This is a genomic window from Denitrificimonas caeni, from assembly GCF_905120345.1.
GTDB lineage: Bacteria > Pseudomonadota > Gammaproteobacteria > Pseudomonadales > Pseudomonadaceae > Denitrificimonas > Denitrificimonas caeni_A.
In genome coordinates this window covers 256,751-270,212 of sequence record NZ_CAJHOA010000001.1, presented here as the reverse complement: position 1 = coordinate 270,212, position 13,462 = coordinate 256,751, and the positions used below count along the sequence as shown (strand labels likewise).

Sequence of the window (13,462 nt, the reverse complement as noted above, 5' to 3'; positions counted from 1 at the left end):
TTAGCATGTGGGTCTGTTTTCTTGCTGGTCTACGGTTGCTATGAGTTATCAGGTTTTAGCCCGCAAATGGCGCCCCCGTTCATTCCGTGAAATGGTTGGGCAAACCCACGTTTTAAAAGCATTGATCAATGCCCTTGATCATCAGCGCTTGCACCACGCCTATTTATTTACCGGTACTCGCGGTGTGGGTAAAACTACCATTGCGCGGATTATGGCCAAGTGCTTGAACTGTGAAGAGGGCGTCAGCTCAACGCCGTGTGGTGTTTGTTCAATTTGTCGTGAAATCGACGAAGGTCGTTTTATCGACCTGATCGAGGTGGATGCGGCGAGTAAAACCAAGGTGGAAGACACCCGCGAAATGTTGGATAACGTGCAGTATATGCCGACCCGCGGGCGTTATAAGGTCTATCTGATTGACGAAGTACACATGCTCTCCACCAGCTCATTCAACGCCTTGTTGAAAACCTTGGAAGAGCCGCCGCCGTACGTTAAGTTCTTGCTGGCCACCACTGATCCGCAAAAGTTACCTGCAACAGTGTTATCACGCTGCTTGCAATTTTCGCTGAAAAACATGCCGCCAGAACCTATTGTTGGCCATTTGCAAAATGTCTTAACCAGCGAAAATATTCCGTTTGAAGATGATGCGCTGTGGCTGCTCGGTCGTGCCGCCGATGGTTCAATGCGTGATGCGATGAGTCTGACTGATCAAGCGGTGTCCTTTGGTGATGGCAGCGTGATGGCCGACGATGTACGCGCCATGCTCGGAACGTTGGATCAAGGACAGATTTATGGTGTGCTCAAAGCGTTAATTGCTGGTGATGCTCGTGCCGCGCTCAGTGCTGTTGCGCATTTAGCCGAGCATGGCCCTGATTGGGCTGGAGTCTTGGCAGAAATTCTGAATGCCTTGCACCGGATTGCAATTGCCCAATTGATGCCAGATGCGATTGATAACGGGCAGGGCGATCGCGAGCAGGTGCTAGAGCTGGCGGTATTGCTGCCGGCAGAAGACGTGCAGTTTTATTATCAGCTGGGTTTGCTCGGGCGTCGTGATTTGCCCTTGGCACCCGATCCGCGTGATGGTTTCGAAATGGTCCTGCTGCGCATGTTGGCGTTTCGCCCGGCCAGCTTGCCAGGCACTGCGCCGAGTACGCCATTGATCCAACCGACTGCGGTTGCGCCGTCAGCGTCACCTGACTCAGTTGGACAACAGACTTCCGCGCCGACTGCATCTGCCGTTGCGCCAGTTGCAGTCGTATCTGCACCTGTTATTGCGGCACAGCAAAACACTGAGGTTCAAGTCACAGCACCAGTGAGTGCAGCGCCTGAGTCAGTTGCTTACAGCCCAGTCAATACAGTCGAACATATTCATGCCCCTTGGGAAGAGCCGCTTGAATCCGCGCCAGTGGTTACCGAGCCGACACCAATGACGTCGGCCGCAGAGCCAGAGGCGATTGTCGCGCCAGCCGATGCCGCTGCAGCGCTGCAGCAAGATAATCCAGTGAGAGACAGCAATGATGCTGATCCGCAATTCGAGCCTAATTATGAGCAGGATTACGGTCAAGCATTTGCCGCTGAAGGCGATGATGACGAAGCCTATCTAGATACCAGTAACTTTCAAGATTACGCTGATCTCTCCGCTATCAGCAGTCATGATGCTGCTTCAGTGCAAGTAGGAGGTCATGTAGAAGATCTACAGCCCAATATTCCAGTGGCAACCGGACTGGCAGCTGAATGGCAAAAGATTTTTTTACAACTGAGCTTAGCTGGTATGACGCACAGCATTGCCGCGAATACGGTGCTGATTGAAAAAAACGCTGATACTTGGCTGCTGCACCTTGATCCAAATCACAGCGCCTTGTTTAATAAAACCCAACAGCAGCGTATCAATGATGCGATTAATGCGCAGTTGGCGGCGCCAATCGAATTGCTTATAGAGTTGCACGCACCCAATGAAGAAACCCCCGCTTTGGCATTGTTACGTCAGCAAGCCAAGCGTCAACAAGAAGCAGAAGCTGCAATTCATTCTGATCCTATAGTTTTGCAGCTGATGGACACATTTGGCGCTATAATCAGCGCCAACAGTATTGAACCCATAGACACGCTAATGTAAGGAATCTCGTATGAAAGGTGGTATGGCTGGGCTGATGAAACAGGCCCAACAAATGCAAGAAAAAATGCAGAAGATGCAAGAAGAATTGGCGAACGCTGAAGTGACCGGTCAATCTGGTGCAGGCTTAGTCAGCATCGTGATGACCGGTCGTCATGATGTGCGTCGGGTCAGCATTGATGATAGCTTGCTGCAGGAGGAGAAAGAAATTCTCGAAGACCTCATTGCCGCAGCAGTCAATGATGCGGTGCGTAAAATCGAACAAAATAGCCAAAGCAGCATGGCGGGTATGACCGATGGTATGCAATTGCCACCGGGTTTTAAAATGCCGTTCTAAGTGATGTCTAGCGCGCAGGCCGTACTGTACGGTTTGCGTGCTAGCCTAGTCAGGTATTGCTTAACTGACTAAAGCGCTACAGTCTCCATTCAACGCTATTTAAATTGCTGAGTAATCATGTCGTTTAGTCCTTTAATACGTCAATTGATTGATGCCTTTCGTGTCTTGCCAGGTGTCGGACAAAAAACTGCCCAGCGGATGGCATTACAACTACTGGAGCGTGACCGCAGCGGTGGCCAGCGTTTAGCGCAAGCTTTAACTCAAGCGATGAATGGTGTCGGTTATTGCCGTGAATGTCGTAGCTTAAGCGAAGAAGAGCTGTGCCATCTGTGCAGTGATCAACGGCGTGACGAAAGCCTGCTGTGTATTGTGCAAGGGCCGATGGATGTTTATGCAGTGGAGCAAACCGGCTATCGCGGGCGCTACTTTGTTTTAAAAGGGCATTTATCACCTTTAGATGGCTTGGGTCCCGAAAATATTGGAATCCCAGAGCTGATTGGCCGAATCAATAAGGGTCGCTTTAGTGAGGTTATTTTAGCCACCAACCCTACCGTGGAAGGCGAAGCCACTGCGCATTATATCGCGCAAATCTTAGCCGAAAAGCAACTGATTATTTCGCGCTTGGCCCACGGCATGCCGCTTGGCGGGGAGCTGGAGATGGTCGATGGTGGCACCCTCAGTCATGCGTTTTCTGGACGTAGACCGATACAGCTCTAGTATGTCTTTGCATACTGCGCCTCTAGCTATAAACCGCTAATTCTCTAAATCTAGCGGTATTTTCTGCTATGACTGCTCCATTATATTTCCGCATAAGTCCTGAAAATTCTATTTAAATATATGCATATAATATATACTTATATATAGATTATAGTGCGCGGCATGGCGAGGCTGTCTGATACAGGCCGTCACAACATGCTGTCTTTCCGCCGTATTAGGTTTTATTTAAAGGGTTTTTCATGTCAAGCAAGGTCCTAACGCCGCAGGCTGCACAAGAGTTGTTGGCACAAGGTGCTGTATTAATCGATATCCGTGGCGCCGATGAATATGCACGCGAGCATATTGCTGCTGCACAGCATATGCCTATGGAGCAATTAAGCAGCCAAGGGATGCCAAACAATGCTGCCAATGCAATTATTTTCCATTGTCGCTCCGGTAACCGTACCGTGATGAATGCCGGTGTGCTAGATAACTGCGCGACCTGTGAAGTCTATATTTTAGAAGGCGGACTGGATGGCTGGAAAAAAGCCGGTTTGCCAGTGGTGACCGATGCGTCCCAGCCTTTAGAGTTACAGCGTCAAGTGCAGATAGGTGCGGGGCTAATGATTTTACTGGGTGTAGTGTTGGGCAGCACCGTCTCGCCATGGTTGTATGCCATTGCTGGGTTGGTAGGTGCGGGTATGGTGCTTGCCGGTACAACTGGTTTCTGTGGCTTGGCGCGGATGCTGATGAAAATGCCGTGGAATAAAACGATCGCGTCATAACTGCCAAGATTTTGAGGCAAGCCTGCATTGGGCTTGCCTTTCTGTCTGCAGTGACATCTCTCTTACGCGATAGCCAAGACTTATAAAACGAATGCCGCTAACAGCACTGCTTCTTGAATTTCGACTGCTGCACCAAGGGTATCACCAGTATAGCCGCCCAAGCGCTTTTTAAGAGCGGCACGATAGCCAGCTAATACAGCCAGCCAGACCAGCAGCACCAACAATGCTTTTTCTTGCAACATTGGCAGAGCTAGCAGTGCCAAACTAACAGTCATCACTATGACTTTGCTTTTAGTGGCGGCACTCTGAGTGTCGCTAACCATGCCTTGCTTACGTACATAGGAGGTCGTTGCCATTAAGCCGATAATGCCAGCTCTGGCCATCATCGGAATCAATAGCAAGCCACCAAGCAATGGCCATATATTGCTGTGCGCTTGTTCGATTAAGGCAACAATCGCGGCAAGTTTTACCAATAAAACTACCGCCATCGCAGCGACGCCCATCGAGCCAACTCGCGGGTCTTTCATGATTTCTAAGGTGCGCTGATGATTGCCCAAGCCACCGACCCAAGCATCAGCGGTATCCGCCACACCATCCAAGTGCATGGCACCAGTAAAGTATACCCAAAGCGCCAACACTAGAGCCGCAACTAAGAATAGCGGTGCTTGCGAATTATATTGGAAACACAAATATACTAAGGTGACTAAAAGCAGCCCTAGGATTGCACCAACGATGGGGTAAAACCACATGGCAGCTTGCTGCACTTCTTGATCAATACGCTTTAAATACGGGCCTGGTACGCGGCTTAAAAAAATCAGCGCATACCAAAACCCCCAATAATAGGTGCTCACAATTCTGTTCCGTCCATACTGACCAGACTGATCCATTGCTGTCGCTGACCTTCATGTTCTGCTTCGATCACTTTAAAACTCATCACTGCCGCGTAGGGCAAGCTGAGTTTATTCATCGCATTCGGTGCCAATTCTAATAAGTGCTGCGCCAGCACACGCATCACGCCACCGTGAGTGACCACTAAAACTCTGTTGCCTTGATGAGTTTTTAATAACTGCTGCCAAGCCTGCAATGTACGCTGCTGTAAAGCGGCTGTGGATTCACCCTGCGGAGCACAGAAATTCATTGGGTCTTGCCAAAGCTGGCTGATGTTTTCCTCTGTCATGACTTTATCAACACATTGATTTTCCCACTCGCCAAAATGTATTTCGGCGAAGTTGGGTTCGATAGACAGAGGAATGCTGTGTGCCGCCGCTAATAATTCTGCCGACTGCTGACAACGCATTAAAGGTGAGCTCACCACCTGCTGCCAACGATGTCCTAAACCTTGAGTGCGCTGCTGAAATTGCGCAATGCCTAACTCGGTTAAGCAGTGATCAGTACGGCCACGAAAAACATTGCCGCCTTCGGGTTCGCCATGACGAATAATATCGATGTAGGTCGTGATCATTAGGTTTTATTTTCCACTGCGGCTTCGGTAAAGGTGGCCATATTATTATGAATAGTTAATGCCTGCTGTACGATTGCATAGGCGACTGCTGCGCCCGAACCTTCGCCTAAGCGCATCCCTAAATTTAGCAGTGGCTGTGCATCTAAAGCTGTTAATAATGCGCTATGGCCTAACTCGGCGGAATGGTGCGAGAAGAGTAACCATGCTCGTACACCAGGATTTAACCTGACCGCCAATAAAGCTGCAGCGGTGGTAATAAAACCATCAACAAAGCAGGGGATACCGAGCTGGCTGGCACGAATATAAGCCCCCGTAATCGCTGCGATTTCTAATCCGCCAACCTGCTCTAATGCGTGTAAGGCGGTGTTAACCAGTGGCGCAGCGCGTGCAACACTGGTGGTTAATACTTTTTGTTTGTGTGCTAAGGCTGCACCTTCTAGACCGGTACCTGCGCCCGTCAGTGTGCTGACGTCTTCTGTTAACAACAATGCGCTTAAGCAGCTCGCGGCAGAGGTATTGCCGATGCCCATTTCACCTAGCATCAAAAAGTCACAGGCATTGCTAGCCACGCGCTCGACCTGTTCTTTACCCAACGTCAGCGCTAGCAACGTTTGCTCGGCACTCATCGCTGCCTGCTGCGAGAAATCATGCGTGCCGGGCATAATAGGCCGGTGGATAATGTTGGTTAAGTGTTCACAGGCAGTGGCAGTACCACAGTTAATGACACTCAACTCAATCTGCTGCTGTTTACATAAGGTTGCGACCGCTGCTCCACCCTTGACAAAGTTAGTCAGCATGGCAATGGTGACCGATTGTGGGAAAGCCGACACCCCTTGCGCGACGATACCGTGATCGCCAGCAAACACCAGCATATGTGGTTGCTGAATCTGCGGCTTAAGCTTGTTTTGCATAGTGGCCAAATGAATGGCTATGCTTTCTAAGCGGCCTAAAGAACCTTGCGGTTTAGTCAGCTGGTTTTGCCGCGTCTGCGCTTGTTGCTGTGCGGATTCAGAGAGCTTGGCGGCGGCATTTAACCACCAGTGTTGTTGAGTCATGGTTTTCCGCTTAATTGTCTTTTAAAATCTAGAGCCTAGTATTTTACTTGCTTGCGACTGTTGGACAGCATGCTGTATCACGACAGATTAGTGAGTGGTCGGTGTTAGACGCTCTTGCAGCAAGACCCAAGGTGTTACTACTACCGCCCACAGTTCTGGGTCACGTTGAGCATAATCGAGTGCAATTTCATCAGTTAAAACATGTAAGGCTTTTTGCTGCATCAAGGCGCTGACCTGCTTTTTATCGTCATTGATAATATGCTCAGCAACCGCCACTAAGTCTTGATCACTGGCGACCCAGAGGACATTACCCTTAGCAAATTGCGGCATCACCTCGGCCCAACTGATTTGTGCCGTTTCGCCAAGAAGTTGGGCGTATAAGTTGCTGATTTCGTTCGACATGTTTTTTCTCGTGATAAAAGTGGGCATGATAGCCTGAGTTGCACTATCACCCAAGGGGCAGTGCTCGACTGCTCAGCGAATTGGAGAGTTTTATGCAAACATCATTACCACGTTTAGCGTTTGCCGGAATTGGCTTAATGGGGCTGCCGATGTGTCAGCGCTTATTAGCGGCTGGCTATCCGCTTATCGTTTGGAATCGAAGTCCTGAAAAATGTGCACCGTTAGTTGCTCTGGGAGCACAACAAGTGCAAACGCCGGCTGAGTTGTGCGCGCAAACGGATATTATTTTATTATGCCTCGCCGATACGCAAGCGGTGCGAGAGGTGATGTTTGCTGAGCAGGGGATTGCTCAGGCCATCACGGAGACACAGCTCCTGGTGGATTTCTCTAGTATTGAGCCTGCTGCCACCCGTGAGATGGGGCAGCGCTTATTCGATACTAACGGCACACTGTGGCTAGATGTGCCGGTCTCTGGGGGGGTTGGCGGTGCAGAGGCTGGCAGCTTAGCAATGATGGCTGGTGGTGATGCCAATGCCTTGGCGCAGGTCACACCCGTGTTGCAGCACTTAGGTCAGCGTATTACCCATATGGGGCCTGTGGGTGCCGGGCAGGTGGCTAAAGTCTGTAATCAAATGCTGGTGGCCTGTAATGCACTGGTGATTGCTGAAGTGGTGGCCTTGGCGCAGCAGGCTGGCGTTGATGCGGCGTTGTTAGCGCCGGCGTTGGCGGGTGGTTTTGCCGATAGCAAACCCTTGCAGATTCTTGCACCACAAATGGCTAAGCGCGAATTTACACCGGTTAAATGGCATGTACGGACCTTATTAAAAGATCTCGATATGGCAGTGAAACTCTCGCAAAACCACAACTCAGCGACACCAATGAGTGGTTTAGCCGCACAGCTCATGCGAACGCATGCGGCACAAGGCTACTTGGCCGCCGATCCTGCGACCTTGATTAAACTGTACGGTGGAGACAGCTAATGGAAATCGTTGCTAATTTATCCATGTTGTTTACTGAGTTACCCTTGTTGCAGCGCGTGCGTGCCGCCGCTGCGGCGGGGTTTTCTGCTGTGGAAATCCAGTTTCCTTATGAGGTGCCAGCGCTGCAATTAAAAGAAGAGTTAGAGCGTTGTGGCATGCCCTTGGTGTTAATCAATTTGCCTGCTGGTGATTTAATGCAAGGCGGTAATGGCTTAGCCTGCGATCCAGACGCACGCTCTCAGTTTGCCGACGCCTTAGATGAAGCATTGAGTTATGCCTTAATGGTCCGTCCGCGCATGGTCAATGTACTGGCGGGGCGCTTACCTAAAGACGGCTCACGTGGCCGTGCTTTTGCAACTTTAGCGGCGAACCTGCGCGATGCCGCACAAGCATTCGATCGACTGCATATCAAGGTACTCTGTGAAGCGATTAACCCGCTTGATATGCCGGACTTTTTAATCAACACGCCAGAACAGTTAGATGAGTTATTAACTGAAGTACGTCACCCCAACTGTTTTGCGCAATTGGATGTGTATCATATGGCCCGCCAAGGTATCAGTGTGCAACAGGCGTTGGCGGTACTGACTGATAAAGTTGCACACCTACAGTTTGCTGACTGTCCAGGCCGCGCAGAGCCGGGCACAGGTGCGCTGGATTTTAGCGAAATCTGGCACGCACTTGAGCAAGCGGGTTACCAAGGTGCGATGGCTGCTGAGTACCGACCAAGCAGCACGACTGCGGCGAGTTTGGCTTGGCTGCAGACGCCGCCTTTTGTTTAGTTTGGTTAACGGTGCTGACGTGGCGAGCAGGCTAAGTTTGTCACATATCAGCCGAAGTGGCGTGATCGAGAGTACTGCGCAGTGGCTGCAATGAACCCCCAGTAATAAACACAAGACAATAAGGTGTAAGGTTTTATGCAGCAAATAGTCCATCAATCGCAACAAGCTGAGAACGCTTGGCGAGTGTTGTTTTTATTGTTTTTAGCGAATTTATTTAACTTCTTTGATCGTGCTGTGCCGAGCATTGTGATGGAGCCGATTCGGCTGGAGTGGAGTCTCAGCGATTTTCAAATTGGTATGCTGGGTACGGCGTTTACCATCGTTTATGCGCTAGCTGGGTTACCTTTGGGGCGGATGGCTGATACTGGCTCGCGCAAGAGAATCATGGGCTGGGGGCTGTTACTCTGGAGTGCTTTAACAGCAGTGAATGGTGCGGTACAAGGCTTCTGGGGTTTCTTATTAGCGCGCATGGGGGTAGGTATTGGTGAGGCCAGTTATGGGCCGGCGGCTAACTCCTTAATCGGTGATATGTTTCCAGCCAATCGCCGTGCACGGGCGATGGGCATTTTTATGCTCGGTTTGCCACTGGGTTTATTATTGGCGTTTTTCACCACCGGTGCGATAGTGAGAACATTTGATAGCTGGCGAGCGCCGTTTTTTATTGCTGCTGTACCGGGCATTATTTTAGCGCTATTTATCTTTATGATCCGTGAACCCAAGCGTGGTGCCGCCGAAGTGATTGCCGTCGACAGCACCGCTGTGACACAACCGATTCGTAAAATATTAGCGATTCCAAGCATGTGGTGGTTGACCCTGGCAGGGCTCTGCTACAACTTTGCAACTTACGCCAATACCTCCTTTATGGTACCGATGCTGCAGCGCTATTTTGCTTTAGAACTCAGCCAAGCGGCGATGTCGGTTGGTGTGATTGTTGGCGTTACTGGTTTAGTGGCGTTACCCTTAGGCGGTTGGATTGCCGACCGCTTGCATGTGCGTATGGCCAATGGGCGTTTGTTATTTGGTGCGGTGAGTTTATTGCTGACCAGCTTGTTGACTGGGATTGCTTTAGCCGCTGGAAAAATTGATGTTGCAGTGTTTGTCGGCTTGTTTGCTGCAGGCTGGGTGTTTGCCTATAACTTCTATACCTGCGTGTATACTGCGGTGCAGGATGTCGTCGAGCCACGCTTACGTGCAACCGCGATGGCGTTGTTCTTCGCTGGTTTATATTTACTGGGCGGTGGTTTAGGCCCATTAATTGTTGGCGGCTTATCTGACTACTTTGCCCAACAAGCGATGCTCGCTGCGGGTGCCAGTGAGATAAACGAGGCCTTTCGCGCAGTTGGTTTGCATACTGCACTGTATTTAGTACCGGTGGCTATGGGTTTCACTGGAGTGTTTTTGTTGATTGCGATGCGCACCTTTAGACATGATGCGCAGAAAATGGCGCAATCAGCGCAACAATGAGGAAAGAATAATGATGTTGCAGAAAATTGAAACGGCCTTAGCTGCGTTGCAGCCTGAGGTATTGCAGGTCGAGGATGAGAGCCATATGCACAGCCGTGGCCAGCAAAGTCACTTCAAAGTAATACTGGTGAGTGATCTTTTTAACGGTGTGCGCAAAGTGCAGCGTCATCAAAAAGTGTATGCCACTTTGGGTGACTTAATGCAGCAGTTCCATGCTTTAGCCTTGCATACCTATAGCCCTGATGAGTGGCAAACGGTACAAAACGCACCCGACTCACCGACGTGCCAAGGGGGGAGTTTGCACGATCGCTAATGCTCTTCTGCCAGTCAGGAGTAGGTATAGAAAAGGCCAGTACGGCTCTCACCGTACTGGCCTTTCTGTTTGCGCAGATTATTTTAAGCCTTAGCTAAAATATCTCGCAGTACATACGGCAAAATACCGCCGTGACGGTAGTACTCAACCTCGATCGGTGTATCAATCCGTGATAACACAGGAACCTTCTCCACGCTGCCATCTTTGCGGGTGATTTCTAAGGTCAGCTCTTGACGCGGCTGCATGTCGCTATCCACGCCGAGAATGCTAAAGGTTTCATCACCAGTAATATTCAGCGAAGTATAGGATGCACCATCAACAAACTGCAGCGGTAACACGCCCATACCGACGAGGTTGGAACGGTGGATCCGCTCATAAGATTGCGCAATCACTGCTTTGACGCCGAGTAGTAAGGTGCCTTTAGCCGCCCAGTCACGACTCGAACCGGTACCGTACTCTTCTCCGGCAAAGATCACAGTTGGCACTTTGCGCTGCATATATTCCATCGCCGCATCGTAAACCGGTACTTGTTGGCCATCGAGCAGGGTGAAACCACCTTCGATGCGCGAACCATCTTCTGTCGGCGGCAACATCAGGTTTTTCACCCGCACGTTAGCGAAGGTGCCGCGAATCATGACATCGTGATTACCGCGGCGCGAGCCATAGGTGTTGAAGTCTGATTGCTGCACATCATGGTTGATTAAGTACTGGCCTGCAGGGCTATTGCTGTTGAAAGAACCAGCAGGGGAGATATGGTCAGTCGTCACTGAATCGCCCAGCAGCATTAACGCTCGCGCCTTGCTGATCGGCTCGACAGCTTGTGGCTGCATGGTGAAGTTTTCAAAGAACGGCGGTTTAGCAATATAGGTAGATTTTGGCCAGTCGTAGACTAAACCTTTAGCGCTTTCGATATCTGTCCAGAGCGCATTGTCTTTGCTGAAGTCACTATACTTCTCGCGGAATACCGCAGGGTTCATGGCTTTGCCTAATAGCGCATGGATATCACTGTTGGTTGGCCAGATATCTTTCAGATAAACCGCTTGTCCATCTTTACCCGTGCCAAGTGGATCTTTATCAAGGTCGATATTAACCGTGCCAGCTAGAGCAAAGGCCACGACTAAGGGCGGGGAGGCTAAGAAGTTAGCACGAATATTTGGGTGAATTCGGGCTTCAAAGTTACGGTTGCCGGAGAGTACCGCAGCGGCAACAATATCGTTTTCAACAATCGACTGATTGTACTCAAGTCTTAGATCACCGGCATTACCGATACAAGTCGTGCAACCAAAAGCGGTGACGCCGAAACCAAGTGTTTCAAGGCTGCTGAGCAAACCTGCCGCTTCTAAGTATTCAGGAACAACACGCGAACCGGGTGCCAGTGAGGTTTTCACTCGTGGGTGCACGCTCAGACCCAGTTCAACGGCTTTTTTCGCCAACAAACCTGCCGCTAACAATACGCTTGGGTTTGAGGTGTTAGTGCATGAGGTAATCGCGGCAATCAACACATCACCATGGCCCAGATCGATATTGGTATCGTGCTGGTCATCGACTTCACACTCATTACTGGGTGTATCTAAGCGATTATCGATCATTTCCATTTCGTTACGCGCTAATGGACGTCTTGGTTTTGGTGAGTCTTGATTGACCACGGGAATCAACGGGCAACTGGTGCCGTAACGTTTATCTAGATCCGTTGCGTTTTTGTTAAAACCACCGTTGGCAATGGTTTCACTAAATAGCGAGGTAAAGCTGTTGTGCATATCCGGTAAAGCAATACGGTCTTGTGGACGTTTTGGGCCGGCCAGCGATGGACGAACACTATCGAGGTCCAGTTCAACGACTTGGCTGTAATCAATCTCACCGCTTTTCGGGATGCCGAACATTTCTTGGGCACGGAAGTAGGCTTCACAGGCTTCAATGGCGCTGTCGCTACGACCGGTGCCGCGCATGTATTCAAGCGTGGTTTCATCGACGGGGAAGAAACCCATAGTGGCGCCATACTCGGGGGCCATGTTGGCTAATGTTGCGCGGTCGGGAACACTTAAGTGACGTGCACCTTCACCAAAGAACTCGACAAATTTGCCAACGACTTTTTGTTTACGCAATAATTCGGTGACAGTTAACACCAAGTCAGTGGCGGTCATGCCTTCGCGCAGTTTTCCGCTAAGGTTTACCCCCACCACATCAGGGGTGAGGATATACAAAGGCTGGCCAAGCATCGCGGCTTCCGCTTCGATACCGCCAACACCCCAACCCACTACACCCAATGCGTTAATCATCGTGGTATGAGAGTCAGTGCCGACTAATGTATCTGGATAGCACATGCCATCTTTTTGCTGAATGCCGGGAAATAAGTACTCAAGGTTCACTTGGTGGACGATACCAAAGCCTGGCGGTACGACTTTGAAGGTATCAAAGGCTTGCATGCCCCATTTTAAAAACTGATAGCGCTCGCCGTTACGTTTAAACTCCATCTGCATGTTTTTTTCTACAGCATCGGGTCTGTCGTAAAAGTCCACCATCACCGAGTGGTCGACCACTAGATCAACAGGGACTAAAGGCTCAATGGCACTGGCGGGCTTACCCATATCTTCTGCGACGTTACGCATGGCAGCCAAGTCGCATAAGAGCGGCACACCAGTGAAGTCTTGCAGCACAACTCGCGCAACCATAAATGGTATTTCTTCATTGCGCGGAGCATTGGGCTGCCAATTGGCCAGTTGCTTGATATGTTCAAGAGTGATGCGATGATTGTCGGCGTTGCGTATTAAAGATTCTAAAATAATACGAATCGAAATGGGCAAGCGAGAAACTGAATCAATACCGATATTTTGAAGAGCGGGTAGAGAGCAGTACTTGAGTGTTTTACCATCGCTTAAAGTGAAAGCATGGTGCAGTTTATGTGGCTCGAAAACAGGTGATTGCATAGCATTATCCTCTTTTTGTTGTGGCACACTGCTATACAGCATAGACCTATACTGTAGGTAATGTACAAGCTGGACGATGGTCGCGGATTAAAATTTGCAGAAGTTTCGAGCGATTAAAACCAAAAAAGCCGTCGTTAAAGGTTTCCCTGCTCCAATTG

At 50.0% G+C, this 13,462-nt stretch carries 13 protein-coding genes; 8 read left to right on the top strand and 5 right to left on the bottom strand.

The features are described 5' to 3' along the window. The first annotated feature begins 40 nt into the window (after positions 1–40). The 4 genes from dnaX to JYJ62_RS01200 all read left to right on the top strand — a co-directional run bounded on the left by dnaX (position 41) and on the right by JYJ62_RS01200 (position 3,925). Positions 41–2,110 carry a DNA polymerase III subunit gamma/tau gene (gene dnaX, locus JYJ62_RS01215; protein ID WP_205340355.1) on the top strand — a complete coding sequence of 690 codons (2,070 nt, stop codon included), beginning with the start codon at positions 41–43 and terminating at the stop codon, positions 2,108–2,110. 10 nt (positions 2,111–2,120) lie between these two features. Beyond that, the gene (locus JYJ62_RS01210; protein WP_205340354.1) at positions 2,121–2,444 is read left to right on the top strand and encodes a YbaB/EbfC family nucleoid-associated protein; all 324 of its coding nucleotides are present in this window, start codon (positions 2,121–2,123) and stop codon (positions 2,442–2,444) included. A gap of 117 nt (positions 2,445–2,561) precedes the next feature. Then, positions 2,562–3,161 (top strand): recombination mediator RecR, encoded by a 600-nt coding sequence (recR, locus tag JYJ62_RS01205; RefSeq protein WP_205340353.1) that lies wholly within the window; start codon positions 2,562–2,564, stop codon positions 3,159–3,161. 239 nt (positions 3,162–3,400) lie between these two features. Further along, entirely contained in the window at positions 3,401–3,925 is a 525-nt protein-coding gene (locus JYJ62_RS01200; RefSeq protein WP_205340352.1) for a rhodanese family protein, read from the top strand. Between the two features lie 80 nt (positions 3,926–4,005). Here JYJ62_RS01200 and cobS read toward each other — a convergent pair whose 3' ends face one another. From cobS to JYJ62_RS01180, 4 genes are all read right to left on the bottom strand, one after another. Then, positions 4,006–4,776, bottom strand: a complete 771-nt coding sequence (gene cobS / locus JYJ62_RS01195; RefSeq protein ID WP_205340351.1) for an adenosylcobinamide-GDP ribazoletransferase — start codon at positions 4,774–4,776, stop codon at positions 4,006–4,008. Next, positions 4,773–5,387 carry a histidine phosphatase family protein gene (locus JYJ62_RS01190; protein ID WP_205340350.1) on the bottom strand — a complete coding sequence of 205 codons (615 nt, stop codon included), beginning with the start codon at positions 5,385–5,387 and terminating at the stop codon, positions 4,773–4,775. The genes cobS and JYJ62_RS01190 overlap by 4 nt, the downstream gene beginning before the upstream one ends. Beyond that, positions 5,387–6,442 carry a nicotinate-nucleotide--dimethylbenzimidazole phosphoribosyltransferase gene (gene cobT / locus JYJ62_RS01185; protein ID WP_205340349.1) on the bottom strand — a complete coding sequence of 352 codons (1,056 nt, stop codon included), beginning with the start codon at positions 6,440–6,442 and terminating at the stop codon, positions 5,387–5,389. Before cobT ends, JYJ62_RS01190 begins: the two co-directional genes overlap by 1 nt. A gap of 87 nt (positions 6,443–6,529) precedes the next feature. Then, complete coding sequence (locus JYJ62_RS01180) at positions 6,530–6,844, bottom strand: DUF2288 domain-containing protein (RefSeq protein ID WP_205340348.1); 315 nt, start codon at positions 6,842–6,844, stop codon at positions 6,530–6,532. Positions 6,845–6,936: 92 nt separating this feature from the next. Between JYJ62_RS01180 and JYJ62_RS01175 the strand changes: the two genes are divergently transcribed. The 4 genes from JYJ62_RS01175 (at position 6,937) to JYJ62_RS01160 (ending at position 10,380) form a co-directional block, all read left to right on the top strand. Then, positions 6,937–7,824 (top strand): NAD(P)-dependent oxidoreductase, encoded by an 888-nt coding sequence (locus JYJ62_RS01175; protein WP_205340347.1) that lies wholly within the window; start codon positions 6,937–6,939, stop codon positions 7,822–7,824. After that, positions 7,824–8,603 carry a hydroxypyruvate isomerase family protein gene (locus JYJ62_RS01170; RefSeq protein WP_205340346.1) on the top strand — a complete coding sequence of 260 codons (780 nt, stop codon included), beginning with the start codon at positions 7,824–7,826 and terminating at the stop codon, positions 8,601–8,603. Before JYJ62_RS01175 ends, JYJ62_RS01170 begins: the two co-directional genes overlap by 1 nt. Positions 8,604–8,738: 135 nt before the next feature. Beyond that, positions 8,739–10,067, top strand: a complete 1,329-nt coding sequence (locus JYJ62_RS01165; RefSeq protein ID WP_205340345.1) for a spinster family MFS transporter — start codon at positions 8,739–8,741, stop codon at positions 10,065–10,067. Positions 10,068–10,074: 7 nt separating this feature from the next. Continuing rightward, positions 10,075–10,380, top strand: a complete 306-nt coding sequence (locus JYJ62_RS01160; RefSeq protein WP_205340817.1) for a BolA family protein — start codon at positions 10,075–10,077, stop codon at positions 10,378–10,380. Positions 10,381–10,463: 83 nt separating this feature from the next. Here the strand turns inward: JYJ62_RS01160 and JYJ62_RS01155 are convergent, their stop codons facing one another. Then, positions 10,464–13,304, bottom strand: coding sequence for an aconitate hydratase (locus JYJ62_RS01155; RefSeq protein WP_205340344.1), 2,841 nt, complete (start codon positions 13,302–13,304; stop codon positions 10,464–10,466). Positions 13,305–13,462: the final 158 nt, after the last annotated feature.

Excerpts from the sequence above, each read along its gene's own strand:
- recR (WP_205340353.1), top strand. The coding sequence starts at position 2,562 with ATGTCGTTTAGTCCTTTAATACGTCAATTGATTGATGCCTTTCGTGTC.
- JYJ62_RS01170 (WP_205340346.1), top strand. The coding sequence starts at position 7,824 with ATGGAAATCGTTGCTAATTTATCCATGTTGTTTACTGAGTTACCCTTG.
- JYJ62_RS01210 (WP_205340354.1), top strand. The coding sequence starts at position 2,121 with ATGAAAGGTGGTATGGCTGGGCTGATGAAACAGGCCCAACAAATGCAA.
- cobT (WP_205340349.1), bottom strand. The coding sequence starts at position 6,442 with ATGACTCAACAACACTGGTGGTTAAATGCCGCCGCCAAGCTCTCTGAA.
- JYJ62_RS01155 (WP_205340344.1), bottom strand. The coding sequence starts at position 13,304 with ATGCAATCACCTGTTTTCGAGCCACATAAACTGCACCATGCTTTCACT.
- dnaX (WP_205340355.1), top strand. The coding sequence starts at position 41 with ATGAGTTATCAGGTTTTAGCCCGCAAATGGCGCCCCCGTTCATTCCGT.
- JYJ62_RS01180 (WP_205340348.1), bottom strand. The coding sequence starts at position 6,844 with ATGTCGAACGAAATCAGCAACTTATACGCCCAACTTCTTGGCGAAACG.
- JYJ62_RS01175 (WP_205340347.1), top strand. The coding sequence starts at position 6,937 with ATGCAAACATCATTACCACGTTTAGCGTTTGCCGGAATTGGCTTAATG.
- JYJ62_RS01165 (WP_205340345.1), top strand. The coding sequence starts at position 8,739 with ATGCAGCAAATAGTCCATCAATCGCAACAAGCTGAGAACGCTTGGCGA.
- JYJ62_RS01200 (WP_205340352.1), top strand. The coding sequence starts at position 3,401 with ATGTCAAGCAAGGTCCTAACGCCGCAGGCTGCACAAGAGTTGTTGGCA.
- JYJ62_RS01190 (WP_205340350.1), bottom strand. The coding sequence starts at position 5,387 with ATGATCACGACCTACATCGATATTATTCGTCATGGCGAACCCGAAGGC.